The 15,746-nt window shown below is 67.2% G+C and carries 17 protein-coding genes; 7 read left to right on the forward strand and 10 right to left on the reverse strand.

Going from position 1 to position 15,746, the window contains the following annotated elements; translation table 11 throughout:
* Positions 1-105: 105 nt before the first annotated feature.
* The 5 genes from JD292_RS11755 to JD292_RS11775 all read right to left on the reverse strand — a co-directional run bounded on the left by JD292_RS11755 (position 106) and on the right by JD292_RS11775 (position 3,888).
* Positions 106-1,098, reverse strand: a complete 993-nt coding sequence (locus tag JD292_RS11755; RefSeq protein WP_200132934.1) for an SRPBCC family protein — start codon at positions 1,096-1,098, stop codon at positions 106-108.
* On the reverse strand, positions 1,095-1,340 hold the full coding sequence (locus tag JD292_RS11760) for a hypothetical protein (RefSeq protein ID WP_200132935.1): 246 nt from the start codon (positions 1,338-1,340) through the stop codon (positions 1,095-1,097). Before JD292_RS11760 ends, JD292_RS11755 begins: the two co-directional genes overlap by 4 nt.
* 18 nt (positions 1,341-1,358) lie before the next feature.
* Positions 1,359-1,847: a hypothetical protein gene (locus tag JD292_RS11765; RefSeq protein WP_200132936.1), complete on the reverse strand. Its 489-nt coding sequence runs from the start codon at positions 1,845-1,847 to the stop codon at positions 1,359-1,361.
* An 84-nt stretch (positions 1,848-1,931) separates the two neighbouring features.
* A complete protein-coding gene (locus tag JD292_RS11770; protein WP_200132937.1) occupies positions 1,932-3,398 on the reverse strand; it encodes a catalase in 1,467 nt (488 codons plus the stop codon).
* Between the two features lie 70 nt (positions 3,399-3,468).
* Positions 3,469-3,888 (reverse strand): Fur family transcriptional regulator, encoded by a 420-nt coding sequence (locus tag JD292_RS11775; RefSeq protein WP_200132938.1) that lies wholly within the window; start codon positions 3,886-3,888, stop codon positions 3,469-3,471.
* A gap of 262 nt (positions 3,889-4,150) precedes the next feature.
* On the opposite strand from JD292_RS11775, the gene JD292_RS11780 reads away from it, so the two are divergent.
* From JD292_RS11780 to JD292_RS11805, 6 genes are all read left to right on the forward strand, one after another.
* Positions 4,151-5,491 (forward strand): PAS domain-containing protein, encoded by a 1,341-nt coding sequence (locus tag JD292_RS11780; RefSeq protein ID WP_200132939.1) that lies wholly within the window; start codon positions 4,151-4,153, stop codon positions 5,489-5,491.
* A 140-nt stretch (positions 5,492-5,631) separates the two neighbouring features.
* The gene (locus JD292_RS11785) at positions 5,632-6,855 is read left to right on the forward strand and encodes a sensor histidine kinase (protein WP_200132940.1); all 1,224 of its coding nucleotides are present in this window, start codon (positions 5,632-5,634) and stop codon (positions 6,853-6,855) included.
* Positions 6,852-7,511, forward strand: a complete 660-nt coding sequence (locus JD292_RS11790; protein ID WP_200132941.1) for a response regulator transcription factor — start codon at positions 6,852-6,854, stop codon at positions 7,509-7,511. Before JD292_RS11785 ends, JD292_RS11790 begins: the two co-directional genes overlap by 4 nt.
* An 85-nt stretch (positions 7,512-7,596) precedes the next feature.
* Positions 7,597-8,355, forward strand: a complete 759-nt coding sequence (locus JD292_RS11795; RefSeq protein ID WP_200132942.1) for an ABC transporter ATP-binding protein — start codon at positions 7,597-7,599, stop codon at positions 8,353-8,355.
* Entirely contained in the window at positions 8,355-9,110 is a 756-nt protein-coding gene (locus JD292_RS11800; RefSeq protein ID WP_200132943.1) for a hypothetical protein, read from the forward strand. Before JD292_RS11795 ends, JD292_RS11800 begins: the two co-directional genes overlap by 1 nt.
* 13 nt (positions 9,111-9,123) lie before the next feature.
* Positions 9,124-9,876 (forward strand): ABC transporter permease, encoded by a 753-nt coding sequence (locus JD292_RS11805; protein ID WP_200132944.1) that lies wholly within the window; start codon positions 9,124-9,126, stop codon positions 9,874-9,876.
* Positions 9,877-9,974: 98 nt separating this feature from the next.
* Here the strand turns inward: JD292_RS11805 and JD292_RS11810 are convergent, their stop codons facing one another.
* Both JD292_RS11810 and JD292_RS11815 read right to left on the reverse strand, forming a co-directional pair.
* A complete protein-coding gene (locus tag JD292_RS11810) occupies positions 9,975-10,385 on the reverse strand; it encodes a hypothetical protein (protein WP_200132945.1) in 411 nt (136 codons plus the stop codon).
* A 10-nt stretch (positions 10,386-10,395) separates the two neighbouring features.
* Positions 10,396-11,658, reverse strand: coding sequence for a YhgE/Pip domain-containing protein (locus JD292_RS11815; RefSeq protein WP_255529523.1), 1,263 nt, complete (start codon positions 11,656-11,658; stop codon positions 10,396-10,398).
* Between the two features lie 71 nt (positions 11,659-11,729).
* Here JD292_RS11815 and JD292_RS11820 point away from each other — a divergent pair, with 71 nt between their 5' ends.
* Positions 11,730-12,347 carry a MerR family transcriptional regulator gene (locus JD292_RS11820; RefSeq protein WP_200132947.1) on the forward strand — a complete coding sequence of 206 codons (618 nt, stop codon included), beginning with the start codon at positions 11,730-11,732 and terminating at the stop codon, positions 12,345-12,347.
* Between the two features lie 782 nt (positions 12,348-13,129).
* Here the strand turns inward: JD292_RS11820 and JD292_RS11825 are convergent.
* The 3 genes from JD292_RS11825 to JD292_RS11835 all read right to left on the reverse strand — a co-directional run bounded on the left by JD292_RS11825 (position 13,130) and on the right by JD292_RS11835 (position 15,696).
* Entirely contained in the window at positions 13,130-13,504 is a 375-nt protein-coding gene (locus JD292_RS11825) for a rhodanese-like domain-containing protein (protein ID WP_200132948.1), read from the reverse strand.
* Positions 13,505-13,612: 108 nt separating this feature from the next.
* Positions 13,613-14,209: a DUF4395 domain-containing protein gene (locus JD292_RS11830; RefSeq protein WP_200132949.1), complete on the reverse strand. Its 597-nt coding sequence runs from the start codon at positions 14,207-14,209 to the stop codon at positions 13,613-13,615.
* 32 nt (positions 14,210-14,241) lie between these two features.
* Positions 14,242-15,696, reverse strand: coding sequence for an MBL fold metallo-hydrolase (locus JD292_RS11835; RefSeq protein ID WP_200132950.1), 1,455 nt, complete (start codon positions 15,694-15,696; stop codon positions 14,242-14,244).
* Positions 15,697-15,746: the final 50 nt, after the last annotated feature.

Here is a 15,746-nt window from a genome sequence, read left to right on the forward strand (position 1 = left end):
ATGGCAGCACCGCGGTTTCCGATTCAATTCCGTGCCGAATTTCGAACGCGGCATTCGAAAAAGTCGATGCGAACCCGTTCTGTGCGTTGTAGCGCCCGCCTCCCCCTACCGAAACACCCGCCCGATCGACCCGCCCAGCTGCATGAGCTGCAGCCACATTGCGTATCGCATCAGCGGTCGCGCCAGGCCGCGGAGGACCCGCAATTTCGGTGCCTTCGCGTGGGGGCTGCGCTCCCACTGCACGGTGAGTTCGAGCTGGGTGCCGCCCGCGGCCGGCTCGAGTCCGATGCGGAGTCGCATCGTGTTGGAGTTCGGGGATTCCGGCCAGGTGAAGCGCCACTCGATCAGGGACTCCGGCGCGAGGTCGACGAGCTCGACGCGCGACCAGCGCCGGTCCTCCCGGACCTTGAGGGGCTTTCCATCGGGCCGGGAGAGACGGGCGTGGGCGATCCACTCCGCCCCGGGCCTGGCCTTCTCCGGGAGGTCTTCGACGAGTCCGGTGTTCGGCTCCCACTCGGGCATGCGCTCGGGGTGCGAGAGCAGCCCCCACACCTCCGCGGGGCTCGCGGGCACGAACGCGGTCGAGGTGCGGGTGAGGCGGTGCGCCGCGGCGGGCAGCTGTGTCGCCGAAGCCTCGCGCAGCTGATCGAGGCGGCCGAGCACCGCGTCCGCGCTCACGCCGAGGCGGGCGAGCAGGAACTCGATGAAGCCGCTCGGCTCGACGATCAGCTCACGGAGCACCTGATCGGAGGTCCCCCATTTCGAGCCGCTCGATGCCGACTTGAAGACGTCCTGCGCAGGTTCGGTCCACTCGTAGCCGTCGGTCTCGTGGAACACGATTCGATTCGGACCGGGGGTTTCCGCGCGGATTCCGAGCTCGGCGAGCTGTGAGTCGTGCTGCGCCGCAACGGCTTCGCGCGCCGCGTCGAGGGTGATGCCGAGGCTGCGCAGCGCGGTGCCCGCGTCGCCGCTGTCGAGCACGAGGGCGAGGAAGAGGTGCTCGATTCCCGCGCGGCGCTCGCCCTCGCGCGACGCCTCCTCCATTGCGGTGACGGACAGGGTGTGCGAGGCCGCTGCCGCGCTCGTGAAGTTACTCATCGGGTTCTCCTCGCGATGGGGATGGTCGGGTCGATCCGCTTGGAATATTTCTTGTGCACGGCCTGCCGGGTGACGCCGAGTGCGGCTGCGATGTCGGGCCAGGTCATGCCCGCGCGCAGGCCGGCTTCGACCTGGGCGAGTTCGAGCCGCTCGGTCAGTGCCCGCAGCGAGGCGATGGCCCGCAAACCGGCCCTCGGGTCTCGGGTGTCGGCGGCGACGCCGGCGATCTGTGTGGATTCCATGCTGTCAACCTACGTTGCTTAGCCCGATGTTGTCAACCCTGGTTGCTCATTTCCGCGCGGATCCGGATCCGGATCGGCGCCGACCGATCGTCCCCTTCCCCGATCGCGGCCCAGATCGGCCTCCTCGAGAAGCGCGCGCACGAGCACCTGATTCCGCTTGAGCCGCCGCTCGAAGATCAGCTCCATCACGAACGCGATACAGGCCGCGCCGAAGAGCTCGATCGCGACGGAGAACGCGACGTTCGTGAGCAGGTCGTTCACCACGTGGTTGTCCGTCGCGACCCCCGTGTACTCGATGATCTTCGACGCAGTGGCGAGCCCGATCGCCGCGAGGAAGATGATGAGGATGTACCGTTTCTTCACCTCGAGGGGATCGGCGAGCTTGGCGACCACGTCGGGGTTTCGCCGCGCGAATTCGAGGTCGGACTCCGTGAATTCCGCGTTCGCCCCCGTCAGATCGCGCACCACGAGGGAGTCGACGAATTCGTCGCTGTTCTTGGGTTTCATGTGCCGAGTGTAGTTCGGGCCCGCGGCGCCAACCCGAGGTGAGGCCGCAGGCCCGAATCGATCCGCCCGGAACGGGCGAGGCTCCTAGACGCGCTCGCGCAGCGCAGCGCCGAGGTCGGCGTCCACGTTCGTCCAGTACTCAAAGAAGCGGTCGCGGATCCCGTCGATCGTGATCGCACGCCCCTGCCCGGTCAGCGTTTCGAGGAAACGTGCGCGCTGATCATCGTCGAACACCTCGCGGTAGAGGGTTCCTGCCTGCCCGAAGTCGTCGTCCTCCGGGTGAAGCGTGGCTGCGGCACGGACGAGTTCGCCATCGGCCTCCCAATTGGCCTCGATTCCGATCGCCGGATCGGCCTCGGGTCCCCCCGCAGCGCCGTACGAATTGGGGTGGTACGTGCGGTGATCGGGCCCGTTGAACGAGAACCGCATCGGTCCCTCGTGCTGATAGTTGCGCGCCTCGCTCGCGTGCGGCTGGTTCACCGGAAGCTGGTTGAAGTTCGGCCCGATCCGGTAGCGCTGCGCGTCAGCGTAGGCGAATACGCGTCCCATCAGCATCTTGTCCGGCGAGATTCCGGTGCCGGGGACCTGGTTCCCCGGGCTGAAACCCGCCTGCTCGATCTGCGCGAAGAAATTCTCCGGGTTGCGGTTGAGGGTGAGCGTTCCCACTTTGATCCGCGGATAGTCCTTGAGCGAGATCGTCTTCGTGAGATCGAAGGGGTTGAAGCGGTAGGTCTTCGCGTCCTCGTAGGGCATGATCTGCACGTACAGATCCCAGGCGGGGTGCTCGCCGCGTGCGATGGCCTCGAACAGGTCGCGCCGGTAGTGGTCGGCGTCGCTGCCGGCGATCCGCTCGGCGTCCTCCGCCGACATCGCCACGACGCCCTGGTGGGAGACGAAGTGGTAGCGCACCCAGAACAGCTCGCCCGCCGCGTTCACCCAGGAGTAGGTGTGCGATCCGTAGCCGTTCATGTGCCGCCAGCTCTTCGACAGCCCGCGATCGCCCATGAGATAGGTGACCTGGTGTGCCGACTCGGGCGAGAGCGTCCAGAAGTCCCACTGCATGTCGGCGTCGCGCAGCGCGGAGTCGCCGAGGCGCTTCTGCGAGTGAATGAAGTCGGGGAACTTCATGGCGTCGCGGATGAAGAACGTCGGGGTGTTGTTGCCGACGATGTCGAGGTTGCCCTCATCGGTGTAGAACCGGATCGAGAAGCCGCGAACGTCGCGCCAGGTATCGGGCGATCCCTGCTCGCCGGCCACCGAGGAGAACCGGGCCAGCGTCTCCGAGGTGGCGCCGGGCTGGAACACGGCCGCTCGCGTGTAGGCGGAGACGTCCTCGGTCACGACGAACGTGCCGAATGCCCCACCGCCCTTGGCGTGCGGGTTGCGCTCGGGAACGCGCTCGCGGTTGAAGGAGGCGAGCTTCTCGAGCAGGTGATGATCGTGCAGCGCGGTCGGGCCGTCCGGGCCGACGGTGAGCGAGTGCTCGTCGCTCGCGATCGGCGCGCCGGACTGGCTCGTGCTGACGGGACGGAGGGGGTGGTCGGATGTCATGGTGTTCTGTTCTCCTTCTGCGCGGTCGCCGAAGGAACCCACCCTCACGCGGGTGGGCGCCGGCTCGGTCCTACGCGGTTTTCTGGCAAGCGGGGCATACGCCCCAGAACGTGACTTCGGCCGTCTGCACTGCGAATCCCCCCGTGTTCGACGGGGAGAGACAGGGCGCTTCGCCGACAACGCAGTCCACGTCCGCGATCGCCCCGCAGGAGGAGCAGACCACGTGGTGGTGGTTGTCGCCGATGCGCCGCTCGTACAGCGCTGCGGATCCCGCCGGTTCGATCCGGCGGATCAGGCCCGCCGCCGACAGATCCGCGAGGATGTTGTGCACCGACTGGATCGACGTGGTCGGCAACACCTCGGACACGGCGCGAAATACCTGCTCAGCGCTCGTGTGTGGCATGGAACCCAGCGCCCCGAGAACGGCGACACGGCCCGCGGTCGCGCGTAGCCCGGCGCCTCGCAGCGCCGAGTCGAGGGTGGCTTCCATGCAGCCCACCCTACAGGTGTTTTGAATTATTCAAAAGAAATGGACTGAGTTTCGACGGGACTCGAGAGCCCGTGATCCCGCGGTGTCCCGCAAGATTCCGAGTCCCGCGAGCATCTATTCAACACCTGTTGATATCGTAATGGGTGATTGTGCTCCAGCCCAGGCGGGCACCCCCGAGCCTCCGCTCGGATCCGGTGCTGCGGTTCCCGAGCCTCGGCAGTAGTCAGTGAGCTGTCCGAGTCGTATGGGTTTGGAGAGATGCATGACCGAAGTACACCCCACGGGGAAGATCACCAGGATCGGGATCGACGACCTCTTCTTCTCGTCGACGGGCCCGCGAGGCGTGATCCGCCAGGCCAACAGCGTCTTCGTGCGCCTCTCCGGCTATCCGCGCGAACGCCTGATCGGGGCGCCCCACAGCATCGTCCGACACCCGGCCATGCCGGCCGGCGTCTACTGGACCATGTGGGACGCGCTCGAGGACGGGCGCCCCTTCGCCGGATACGTGCACAATCTCGCGGCGGATGGCAGCGCCTACACCGTGTTCGCCACGGTCACCCCGATCCCGCAGGGCTACCTGTCCGTGCGCATCACCCCGAGCCGCCCGGAGCATCTCGACCAGGCGAACGCGATCTACGAGAAACTCGACGACCTCGAGCGCGTCGAGAAGCGCGCCGGACTCACCCGCCGCAAGGCCGCCCGGGCGAGCGCGGTGCTCCTCACCGAGCTGATGCGCGAAGCGGGATTCGATTCCTACGAGGAGTTTCAGTGGCGGGCCCTCGCCGACGAGGTGGCGCGCCGCGAGGAACTCTCGCCGGGGATCCCGGTGCGCCCGGACGCCACGAGAGACCTCGGAACGATGCTGCACGCGATCGGCGAGGTGCACGCCGAGCTGCGGCACTGGAGCAGCAGCCAGGAGTCCCTCGCCGAGCTGACCACCACCCTGCAGCGCACGGGCGGGCGGCTGCGCACGCAGCTCGATCACACGGCGGCGATCGAGCAGCTCATCACCGACCGACCCGACACGCCCGCGGCCCGGAACGAGGGCCTGCTCTTGTGGAAGCAGATGCAGGAGATCGTCCACGGCTACGTCGTCGACCTCGTCGAAATCCTCGGCCGGCTCGAACGGCACGGCGCAGAAACCCGGTTCCGGATCGCGCTAGCGCAGCTCCACACGGCCATGATCGGCAAGTTCACCGCCGAGCTGATCGACGGCGACACCCTCAGCCTCGAGTCAGCGCCGGCCATCGCCACGCTCGCGGAGGCGCTGCAGCAGGAGCTCACCGCGATGGTCGACCACTACGCGGCGCACCAGGCGCTGGCCGCCGAGTCGGCGTCGGCGATCGAGCGATCCGGCTCGATCATCTCGATCCCGCGGAGACTGCTCATGCACTGGCGCAACGAGGCCGCGGCGGGCGGATCGGGCGCGGAGGCCGAGCTCTCCGAGCAGATCGCCTCGTCCGTCGAGGGCGTGGGAACCGCGCTCGAGGATCTCTCCCGAATCGTGGGGCAGGTCCGCGCCCTGTCGACCCCCCTCGATCCCTCCCGCGCCCGCCAACTGCTCGCCACGATCGTGCAGTCGTCGCTCCTGATCAGGGCGTAGGGGCGGCTGGGGGCGCCGACGGCCCGGCGGTTGTTTACGTTCCTGGCACCGGGCCCGGTGCCCATCTCTCGAGACGCTCGCCAATTGCGGCCAGGTGTCTCCTGGCGACCCCATCGGCCTCTCCTCATAGGATCGATCGCGTGAAACCCTCAGCAGGAACCGAGCCGTCGGGCGCGCAACACGCCGCCGCCTCTGGCGCTGCGGCACCGCGCCCCACGACGGGGCGCTTCTCCCTGCTCACGCGGGCAATTCTCGCGACCGTCGTCTTCTGCGGTCTCTGGCTTTCCGTCGTCCCGCCCGGGGGCGACCGCGCGATGCAACTCGCAATCGGCGGCGCGGCCGTGGTCGCGGCCGTTGCGAGCACGCGGTTTCCGCTGATCGGCACCCTCGTCGCCGGCGTCGCCACCGCTGCGGCTTGGGCGCTCGGGATCACCGCCGACCCGTTTCTCCTCGCAAGCATCGGCATCGCGACAATCGCGGAGCGCCGGGGGGAACGGCGCTTCCCGATGGGGGTGGTGATCGGCGGCGCTGTGCTTGCCCTGCTCACGCTGACGGTGCAGGTGGGTCCGGCGATTCGCGGCCAGGAGACGCTGTGGCGGGGCCTCCTGCTGGGAGTGATCGTCGTTTCGGGAGCGTGGGCGATCGGTGTGCGTACCCGGCAGGTCAAGGATCAGGCGGCCGAGCAGGCCCGTGCGGTCGAGCGGCTGAGTGTCGCCCGGGACGTGCACGACGTGCTCTCCCATTCACTCAGCACGATCGGGGTCCAAGCGGGCGTTGCGGCGCACGTGGAAGCGCTCCCGGAATCGCAACTCAGAAGCACACTGCAGCAGATTGAGACCCAGTCCCGCGCCTCGCTCCAGGAGCTTCGCGCGCTCCTGCACGATCAGCGCTCCGGCCCGGGCGCGCCCGGTGACTCGAGCCCGTCGCTCGCGACGCAACTCCAGCACACGGCCGAAGCAGCCGAGCGTTCGGGGCTTCGCGTGACGCTCCGCACCAGCGGCGAACTCGCTCGACTCTCCCGCGAGGCGCAGGCCGCAATCCACCGGATCGCGCAGGAGGCAACAACCAACGCGATCCGTCACGCCGACGCGTCGGAACTGACGATCAACGTCACGGCGGCGGATCGGTCCGTCGAGATCCGCGTCGCCGACAACGGGATCGGGACCGGGACCTTGGCCGAGGCAGGAACCGGTCCACACCCCCGCGACGGGCACGGCCTCACCGGTATGCGGGAACGCGCCGCGCTCCTCGGCGGCGCGCTGCACATTGACAGCTCCGACGGCTTCGTCGTGCACGCCACGATCCCGGTCGATGTTCTCGATAGTCCCGCTGATCCCTCCGATTCCGAACGGAGCGCCCCATGATCCCGATCCGGGTGCTGATCGCCGAGGACGAGGCTCCCACGCGCGCGGCCCTTCGCCTCCTGCTCGACCACGAACCCGGCATCAAGGTGGTCGCGGAGGCCGAGGATGGAGCCGTGGCAGTGCGCCTCGCTCACGACCACCGACCCGATGTCGTGCTCATGGACGTGCAGATGCCCGGGCTCGACGGGTTGCAGGCGGCCGAGCGCCTCCGAGAGGTCCCTGGCGATCCCCGCGTGATCATGCTCACGACCTTCGACCTGGACGAGTACGTGTTCGCGGCGCTGCGAAACGGGGCGGCGGGGTTCCTGCTGAAGAACAGTCCGCCGGCCGAGATCGTCCGCGCGATCCGGATCGCCCACCGGGGCGATGCGCTGCTCGCACCGGAGGTAACCGGGCGGCTGATCGGGCGTTTTGCGACAGCGGGCGCTGGATCGAGCTGGCCCGTCGACCGGCTCACGGGGCGGGAGCGGGAGACGTTGCGCCTCGTCGGCCAGGGGCTGTCGAACGCGGAGATTTCCGAGGCGCTGTTCGTGACGCAGACGACCGTGCGCACCTACGTCTCCCGCGTGCTCGCGAAGCTTTCCGCGCGGGATCGGGCGCAACTGGTCGTCGCGGCATACGAATCGGGGCTTGCCGGGCCGGGCGCGGCGTCGTAGTTTCACGACGCAATCTCGAGTCGGCGCGTGAATTGTCCACTCTCGCAGACTGTGGTTTCGGGCTCGCCCCGCTTGGCTGGGTGTCATGATCGAAGTCACGAATCTCGTCAAGCGTCACGGCAGCCGCGCGGTGGTCGACGACGTCACCTTCGCCGCGAGGCCTGGCCGGGTGACGGGGCTCCTCGGGCCGAACGGCGCGGGAAAGTCCAGCACGCTCCGGATCCTGCTCGGCCTCGACCGGGCGACGAGCGGGACGGCGCTCATCGGCGGCAGCCCCTACCGCTCGCTCCGTTTCCCGCTCCGTACGGTCGGAGCGATGCTCGACGGCCCGGGCGCGAGCCGGGGACGCTCGGCACGTTCGCATCTCTCCTGGGTTGCGCAGTCGAACACGATCCCCCGCTCCCGTGTCGGTGAGGTGCTCGAGCTCACAGGGCTGGAGCGATTCGCGCGCAAGAGGATCGGCACGTTCTCGCTCGGCATGGGACAGCGGCTGGGCATCGCGACCGCCCTGCTGGGCGACCCCGACGTCCTGGTCCTCGACGAGCCGACGAACGGCCTCGACCCCGAGGGCATCCGGTGGATGCGGGGCTTTCTCCGGGCGAATGCCGACGCGGGGAAGGTCGTGCTCGTGTCGAGTCATCTCATGGGCGAAATGGAGAGCGTCGCCGATGACCTGGTCATCATCGCCCAGGGCAGGATCGTCGCAAACGGAACCACCGCGCAGGTCCGGGGCGAGCACGCAAGCGTCGAGGACGCGTTCTTCGCGCTCACGGGCACGACCGCGGAGGGGATCCCCTGCAGCGGCGGCACGCACGACGCGCGCTATCCTGGCGGTGACGTCTGATGGGCGCGCTCATTCTCGCCGAGGCGACGAAGTTTCTGACGACCATGCCCGTTTGGATCCTCGCCGTCGCCACGGTGGCGCTTCAGCTCCCGCTGGCCTGGGTGAACGCGGCGTCCGGCGTTGGGGTGCCCGCCGACAGTCCGTTGCTGTATTCCTCGGTCCCCGTTCCTCTCGCCTATCAGGGCTTCGAGATGGCCGATCTTGGATACGTGATCGTGGTGTCGCTCGCCGCGCTCTGGGCGGGAAGCGAGTACACCCGCGGCAAGCAAATCCGCACCACCCTGCTCGCGACGCCGCAGCGCGCGCGGGTCTTCATCGTGCAGGCCGGCCTGCTGACGGCGTTCACGGCGGTCCTCGCGTTCGTCACCATGACCGGAACGATCATGATCAACCACGCGGCTGGCCTCACCGGCGTTGATCCACTCCTCCTCACGCCCCTGATCTGGGCCAACATCGGAGGCGTCACGCTGTCGTGGACGCTGACGTCGCTGATCGCATTCGCACTGGGCGTGATTGCTCGCTCGGCGATCCTCCCGCTGATGTTGCTCGTTCCACTGATCGTCGGCCTCGGCAGCTTTCTCGCCGGTGTGTGGGGTGGTGCGAGATTCCTGCCGACCGCGGCCGGCGCGGCGATGTACGGGGATCCCGGGCTCGGCGTCTACCTTCCCCCGGTGCTCGGCGGCGTTGTGCAGGCCGGCTGGGCCGCCGCGCTGATCCTGATCGCGGGAGCCTGCTTCGTTCGTCGAGATGCGTAGGGACGGAGGAATCATGCTGGCAACTCTCCCGCGGGACCTGCGCGTCGAGGCGATCAAGGCGTTGACGCTCCGCAGCGTCCAAGTCTCGTTCCTGACCGCGATCCTCGCCCCCGCCGTGCTCGCCGTCGCGAGCGGCGCGAGCCTCGATCCGTTGCACGCCGAGGGGTTTCCTGCCGCGTCGCACGGCTTCGAAACGGCCGGGTTCGCTCAGCCGCTCGTAATTCTCATTGCCGCGCTGATCGTGGGCAGCGAATACTCCGACGGACAGCTCCGGACGAGCCTGCTGGCGAATCCGCGCCGGATCAGGTTCATCGCAGCGAAGTTCGCCGTGATCGCGGGGTTCGCGGCACTCGTCGGCGCGGTGTCGATCGGGATCGCCGTGCTCGGCAAGCGCGCGGTGCTCGCGGAGCGCGGGATCCTCCCCTTCGATTTCACTGCAGAAATGCTGTCGAATCTGCTCGGCGTTGCCCTCAACTTCGGCCTGATCGCGCTCATCGCCGCGGCCCTGACGCTTCTCGCGCGCACGGTCATCGTCGCCCTGATCGTCCTCGTGCCGCTCGTGCTCGGGCTCTCGATTTCACTGGTGCCTTTCCTGCCCGCGCTGAAATTTCTCCCCGATCTTGCCGGGATTCAGCTCCTCATGCCCTATCCCAGGGAGATGGGGCTCCTCGAGCCCGGCGTGGGAGCGGTCGTGATGGCGTGCTGGGCGATCGTGCTGGGTGGCGGGTCCTGGATCGTGTTTCGCGGGCGGGACGTTTCGGGGTGAATGCCCCGCGCAGCGTGGCGCTATTTACGTGTCTCTTTGCCGATGGGACCGAACTCCCGATTCGTACCAGTCGCCGGCTCCGGCATTCTCTTCCCGGCTCACCTGCCGCCGCCGATGATCAGTCCCACTCCCGCCGAGACCAGACCCAGAGTGAGGATGATCGCCCCTGCCCAAACAAGGCCCATGAGTCGGTTTGGGCGTTCCGGTTCCTTTCCAACGACGGAAAGGAAGAATCCGGCCGGAATCAGTATCGCCGCTCCCAGGACGCCGAACGACCCAAACGCGAGGGGTCCAGTGACGCCGCTCGAGTTGACGACGACCATGGTGAGCAGTCCGAGTGTCACGAGTACTCCTGCGTGCGCGTGCCCCGCCCGGAAGAAGGTTTTTTGGAGGTCGTTAGCGGGTACTTTGCCCCGTGCGACGGCGGTCAGGAAGTAGCCTCCGTAGGCGATCCCGATCACGGTTAGTAGGACTGATCCTGCGATGATTTGATGGATGGGGTCGAGCATGGTTCTCTCCTTAATTGTGCACAGCGACCCGCTCGATCGCTGGCTCGGGATGGCGGCTGAACCGTGGAATCTTGTCGTAGATGGCAGCAAAAAGGAATCCAAGGGTGAGCCCGACCACGCCTCCTATGACGATTCGGATCCACGCATTGTCAAGGCCAGCGGGCGAATTCTCTCCAAAGTAAAACAGTGCGCGCAATCCCTCCATGATCGGGTGGAACGGCTCGAAGGTGGAGAGCCATCTGAACAGTGGGGGCGTCGCCGCGATGGGCACGGTGCCACCCGAGGAGGTCATCGCGAGAGCGATGAAGAACAGCATGTTGGCGAGGGATCCGAGGCCGCTTCCGAAGATCGCGAACACGGCGAGCGCGCTGACGCCGATAGCCGCGATCGTCGCGCTCGCAAAAGCCCAGAGCGCCAGGGGCTGCGGTGTGGCGACCCCGACTGTCGCTGCCACCGCCTGCACGATGATCGCGGCGAGCGGAGCGAGAAGGAGCATAAGGACGAACTTGGAGGCGAGGGTCCGCACGCGGCTGAGCCGGATATAACTGCGTCGCTGCACGATCGGCCCCACCTCGGTCGGGATGAATCCCAACACCGAGTCGAGCAGCGGGTGGACGACGGATGCGCCTATGAACCCGACGAGGAGAAGGACGAGACCGAAATAGAAGGCGCTCGTCCCTAGGCCGGACCTATCGGGAAGCGCTTCGTACGGCCCGACTTCGACGTGCACCGGATGCGCGAGCAGAAGTTTGTTCGCGGGAGGCAGAGAGGCAGCTGTTGCGGCGATCTTCGTGCCGATCTGTTCGCCGGCCGCTGTGATCAGTGGGGCGAGAGATCCACTCACAAGGCCTCCGCTGAGCCCGCCGTCGGCGGCGTTGGTGAGGATGCGCACTGTCGGCGTGGAGGGCGCGGAGTTGGCGGGATCCGACAACGAGGTCATTGACTCATCGAAGTTCGCGGGAATAATCGCAGCGCCCGCGATCCGGTCCTCGGCGAACTCCTGTGCGAGCTCATCCGGTGCGATTTCCGCGATCGAGAACCCTTCGCCGAGATGATCCCGAATCGCATCAGAGACGACCTCGGCCGCAGCAATCGTCCCCTCCACTGATTGTGGTTCCACGACGACGGCGATCGGGAGGTCGCGCATTTCGCCCTTGGGATCAACGGTGGCGGAGAGGTAGATCAGGGGAAGCACAAAGGCCAGGCCCAGGACGAGGAAAACGGGAATGAACCAGGCTCGCGGGTGGGCGAATGTGCGAACGGCAGAAGACATGTAAACCCTTCATCTTGAAGATAGTTGACTATCTAACTGTAGGATAGTTTCAGTATCCTCCGGAGGCAAGCATGAAGATTTCTGACCTGGTCGCGCGGAGCGGCGTGCCACTCGCGACCGTGAAGTTCTACATTCGTGAGGGCATGCTCGCGCCGGGGCACCCTGTCGGCGCGCGCCGCTCCGAGTACGACGACACCCACCTGGGCCGCCTGCAGCTCATACGCGCACTCACCGCGGTTGCGGGGGTGCCACTCTCCCGCGCAAAGGAGGTGCTGTCAATCATCGACGATGGCAACGGCGACATTTACGAAATCCTCTCCCGCACAATTCAGGCCCTGTCCCCTACCGACGCCGAACACCCCCACGAACACCACCCTCACGCCACCTGGGCAATCACCCAACTTGGCAAGGACTACGCCGCCTCCGACGAGAGCATGGCAGCCTACTCGCAGCTCGACGAGTCACTCCGCGCAGCCGAAGAAGCCGGCCTTCCCATCGGCGCCGAGCGGCTACGTCTCTACGGCGACCAGATCATGACTATCGCCCGAGCCGAGGTCGGAGGGATGCCCGCCGACCCCCGAGAAGCTGCCAGCTACGCGGCGCTCGGAACGGTCATCGCCGAACCAGTACTCGCGTCGTTGCGACGGCTCGCGCACCAGAATCTCGCTGCCGGGCTGGACCAAGGCTGATCCAGCCATGCCGATGGCCATTGGGGCGAGCGAGCCAGTCGGCTCTACATCCGGCGGCTGCGGCACGATACCGCTTCCGGTACACAAACCAAGACCGTCGCCATCTGGGATGAGTTACTGCCTTCGGGGTCGTTTCGCCCCGCCAAGCAACGAGATTGCAGAGTACATCTCGAACGAATCAAGCACGGTTGATTGCAATCGGGCGTTCAAACGAGTGAGTCAGCCTCACCTTTCCCCCTCGCCCCCCTCGCCGAACCGGTCCAGGAACACAGGCCGACATGGTTTCGGACGCACCGAGTTACATTCCCCAGCAGCTCGCCCTAAAGAAGCGATATTACGATGCCGAGGACAACGATCCCGCCCGCGAGAATGCCCAAGCTGACCCAACTCGTGGGGAACCAGTCATGGCCGTTTGGGCTCCACAACCATGGTGTGTGGCGGAGAAGCCAGGCGCGCAGACCGCTGCCTGTGGTTTCTCGCCTATCCGAACCAGGCACCAGCGAAGAATCTCGGTCCTCGTGTTCACCGCGGTCATCGTCTGGTCTGTCCATAGCGCCTCCTCACGCCTTACAACGTGGTCCGAAGAAAAGAGTCGCAGTTCAACGGAACCGATGTCCGATTGGTTAGCACCGAAATCACGAACTTCCGCGGCCTTCGCGGCCGCAACTCTGGCTGCAGTCGCGGAATCAAAGCTGTGCACTCAGAAGAATCAGGCCCAGCCCTCAGGAACCATGGTAGCCAGTCGTATCAATGCGGAGAGCCCCTGATCACTCCAGACGGCCCTACCCCACCACGCTCAGACCGGTTCGCTCCGCGGCCTGCTCCAAGGATCCGAGGTTCGTGAGGTCCGCGAACCCCGCGCGCTCCATTAGGGCGATCGCCTGGCCGGATCGGTTTCCCGAACGGCAGTAGACGAAGTATTCAGCCTCGGGATCGAGGGACGGGAGTGCCGCCTCGACCGCTCCGCCGGTGAAGTCGAGGAGCTGCGCGCCCTCGAGATGACCCGCGGCGTACTCCTCGGGGGTGCGCACGTCGAGGATGATCGTGTCCGGCGCGACATCGAGTTTCGTCGCCGAACTCGGGGCGCTCGTGCAGGCCACGAGACCGAACGCGCAGACAGTCAGCGGGAGGAGGATCGAGGTGAGGGTTCGGCGCATGAGCGGCCCTTTCAATGGGTGAGCGGGTGGGGAATCGTTGTGGGACGGATGAGCGCTCGGGCGGATTACCCTCCGGACGGAATAACGGCCGGGAATCGACCGGGCGAATCACCGGCCGAGGGGACCCTCGCCCAGGGACGCGGCGAGCCGCTCATCGGCGGGCGCGGTTCCGGAGACCTCGCAGGTGCCGCCCGCGCAGTATTGCGGGGCGGTCCGCGAGAACCGCGCCTGGAGCGCGCATCCGACACAGATCCCGAACGCGGTCTCGAGAAAGAGCAGCGTGAGGCACAGACCGCACAGCGCGAGCGTCACCCACAGCGGGGCCTGCAGCAGGCCCGTCGCGAGGCAGGCGGTGAGGCCCATCCCGTAGCCGAGCCACCAGGCGAAGAGCTTCTGCGGCGCCCCCACCCACTCGGGCTGCTGCCGGGCGACGATCAGGCGCGCGACCGCGAGGGACGGCGCGTAGCGATCCCCCGCGATCACGCGGATGAGCATGTCGATCACGAAGACCGCACCGAACGGCTTGAGCGGTTCGGCCGTCCCCGCGTGGATTGCCGTGACGTAGAGCACGATCCCCGGCAGGAAGAGCAGACCGGCGGCCGCTCTCGCCTCGCGCTCGTTGATCACCGGCACCGAATATCCGGGGATGATCCGCCCCACGCGCGGGCGGGCGGCGGCGGGCGCGCACGCGGGGCTCGCGCTCATGTCGGCATCTCCACGGGGATCGCGCGGCCGGCTCAGGAGCCGGATCCGGAGCGGGAATCGACGAGCTCAGGCTCGGCGGTCACGGGGGTGTTGCCGGCCGCGATCCAACGCTCGTAGCTGCCCTCGAGCTCGGCGACGTCGTAGCCCTCGCGGCGCAGCGCGCTGGCGGTGACGCTGTTGCGCACCCCGCTCTGGCAGTAGGTGACGATCATGCCGGCGTCCTTCGCTGGCAGGAGGTCCAGGTTCCAGAGCGCTCGCCCGCCGGAGAGCTGACGCGCCCCTGGCAGGTGCCCCGCCGCAAACTCGGTCTTGTTGCGAACGTCGAGGAGCATCGCCCGATCGACGCCGTCGAGCTCCTCCGGCTGCACCAGCTTCGGCGCGACGAGGTCGAGCCCCTCGAGCGAGGTGATGTAGCCGCGCACGGTGTCGATCCCGACGCGGATCAGGTGATCCCGCAGCTCCTCCGCCGCTTCGCGCCCGTCGGCGAGGAGGACGAGCGGACGCTGCTCCCGCAGCGGATCGACCACCCAGGCGCCGTAGCTCGCGGCCTTCTCAACGCCGGGGATATTGAGCGAGCGCGCCACCGTGCCCTCATGGACCTCGCGGTTGTGGCGAGTGTCGACGAAGATCGCCTCGTCGGCGTCGAGTTCGGTGGCGAGCCGATCCGCCGTGTATTCGACGAGTTCCGGAGCCTCCCCGATCACGGCCGGGCCGACCTTGTTCTCGAGCTTCATCCGGCCGAAATAGGCGTGGGCGTCGGGCTGCCCGCTGAGGAGCTCGTCGACGAATCCCTGCTCATCACCGTCCCGCAGGTACGGGGCCCACCAGGAGAAATTCCGCTCGTAGCCGACGGTCGACGACGGGATCGCGCCGAGCGCCTTGCCGCACGCCGATCCCGAGCCGTGCGCGGGAAGCACCTGCACGTAGTCGGGCAGCGAGAGGAAGCGGTCGCGCAGGCTCGCGAACAGGTCTTTCGCGCCCTGGAATCGGGTGTCAACGAACCCGGCGGCCTCGTCGAGCAGATCGGGCCTGCCGAGATCGCCGACGAAGACGAAATCCCCGGTGAGCATGAATCCGGGCTCCTCGGACTGCGCGCCGTCCGTGACGAGGAAGGAGAGATGCTCGGGCGTGTGCCCCGGCGTGTGCACCGCCTCGACGGCGATGTTCCCGAGCAGGATCCGGTGGCCGTGCTGCATCCGGACCGCGCCGTCGAAGTCGGGGCCGTACGTCCAGTCGGGGCCGCCCTCGTCGGAGACGTACATCCGCGCGCCGGTTCTCGCCGCGAGCTCGCGGGTCCCCGAGAGGTAGTCCGCGTGGATGTGGGTCTCGGTGACGGCCACGATCTCCATGGCGTGCTTCTCGGCGAGACCGAGGTAGACGTCCAGATCGCGGCGCGGATCGACGACGATCGCCTCGCCCCGAGCCTGGCAGCCGATGAAGTAGCTCGCCTGCGCGAGGTCCTCGTCGTAGATGCGTTCGAGCAGCATGATCAGATCCTTCGTTTCGTGGGCGGGGTGGGGTTAAGGGTGTGGTTGAT

This window comes from Leucobacter edaphi (genome assembly GCF_016522535.1).
In the GTDB taxonomy this organism is placed as follows: domain Bacteria; phylum Actinomycetota; class Actinomycetes; order Actinomycetales; family Microbacteriaceae; genus Leucobacter; species Leucobacter edaphi.

Bases quoted from the DNA above. Each gene is read 5' to 3' on its own strand.
- JD292_RS11795 (WP_200132942.1), top strand. From the start codon at position 7,597: ATGATCGAAGTCACGAATCTCGTCAAGCGTCACGGCAGCCGCGCGGTG.
- JD292_RS11780 (WP_200132939.1), top strand. From the start codon at position 4,151: ATGACCGAAGTACACCCCACGGGGAAGATCACCAGGATCGGGATCGAC.
- JD292_RS11800 (WP_200132943.1), top strand. From the start codon at position 8,355: ATGGGCGCGCTCATTCTCGCCGAGGCGACGAAGTTTCTGACGACCATG.
- JD292_RS11810 (WP_200132945.1), bottom strand. From the start codon at position 10,385: ATGCTCGACCCCATCCATCAAATCATCGCAGGATCAGTCCTACTAACC.
- JD292_RS11830 (WP_200132949.1), bottom strand. From the start codon at position 14,209: ATGAGCGCGAGCCCCGCGTGCGCGCCCGCCGCCGCCCGCCCGCGCGTG.
- JD292_RS11770 (WP_200132937.1), bottom strand. From the start codon at position 3,398: ATGACATCCGACCACCCCCTCCGTCCCGTCAGCACGAGCCAGTCCGGC.
- JD292_RS11835 (WP_200132950.1), bottom strand. From the start codon at position 15,696: ATGCTGCTCGAACGCATCTACGACGAGGACCTCGCGCAGGCGAGCTAC.
- JD292_RS11815 (WP_255529523.1), bottom strand. From the start codon at position 11,658: ATGTCTTCTGCCGTTCGCACATTCGCCCACCCGCGAGCCTGGTTCATT.
- JD292_RS11790 (WP_200132941.1), top strand. From the start codon at position 6,852: ATGATCCCGATCCGGGTGCTGATCGCCGAGGACGAGGCTCCCACGCGC.
- JD292_RS11775 (WP_200132938.1), bottom strand. From the start codon at position 3,888: ATGGAAGCCACCCTCGACTCGGCGCTGCGAGGCGCCGGGCTACGCGCG.
- JD292_RS11805 (WP_200132944.1), top strand. From the start codon at position 9,124: ATGCTGGCAACTCTCCCGCGGGACCTGCGCGTCGAGGCGATCAAGGCG.
- JD292_RS11765 (WP_200132936.1), bottom strand. From the start codon at position 1,847: ATGAAACCCAAGAACAGCGACGAATTCGTCGACTCCCTCGTGGTGCGC.
- JD292_RS11825 (WP_200132948.1), bottom strand. From the start codon at position 13,504: ATGCGCCGAACCCTCACCTCGATCCTCCTCCCGCTGACTGTCTGCGCG.
- JD292_RS11820 (WP_200132947.1), top strand. From the start codon at position 11,730: ATGAAGATTTCTGACCTGGTCGCGCGGAGCGGCGTGCCACTCGCGACC.
- JD292_RS11760 (WP_200132935.1), bottom strand. From the start codon at position 1,340: ATGGAATCCACACAGATCGCCGGCGTCGCCGCCGACACCCGAGACCCG.
- JD292_RS11755 (WP_200132934.1), bottom strand. From the start codon at position 1,098: ATGAGTAACTTCACGAGCGCGGCAGCGGCCTCGCACACCCTGTCCGTC.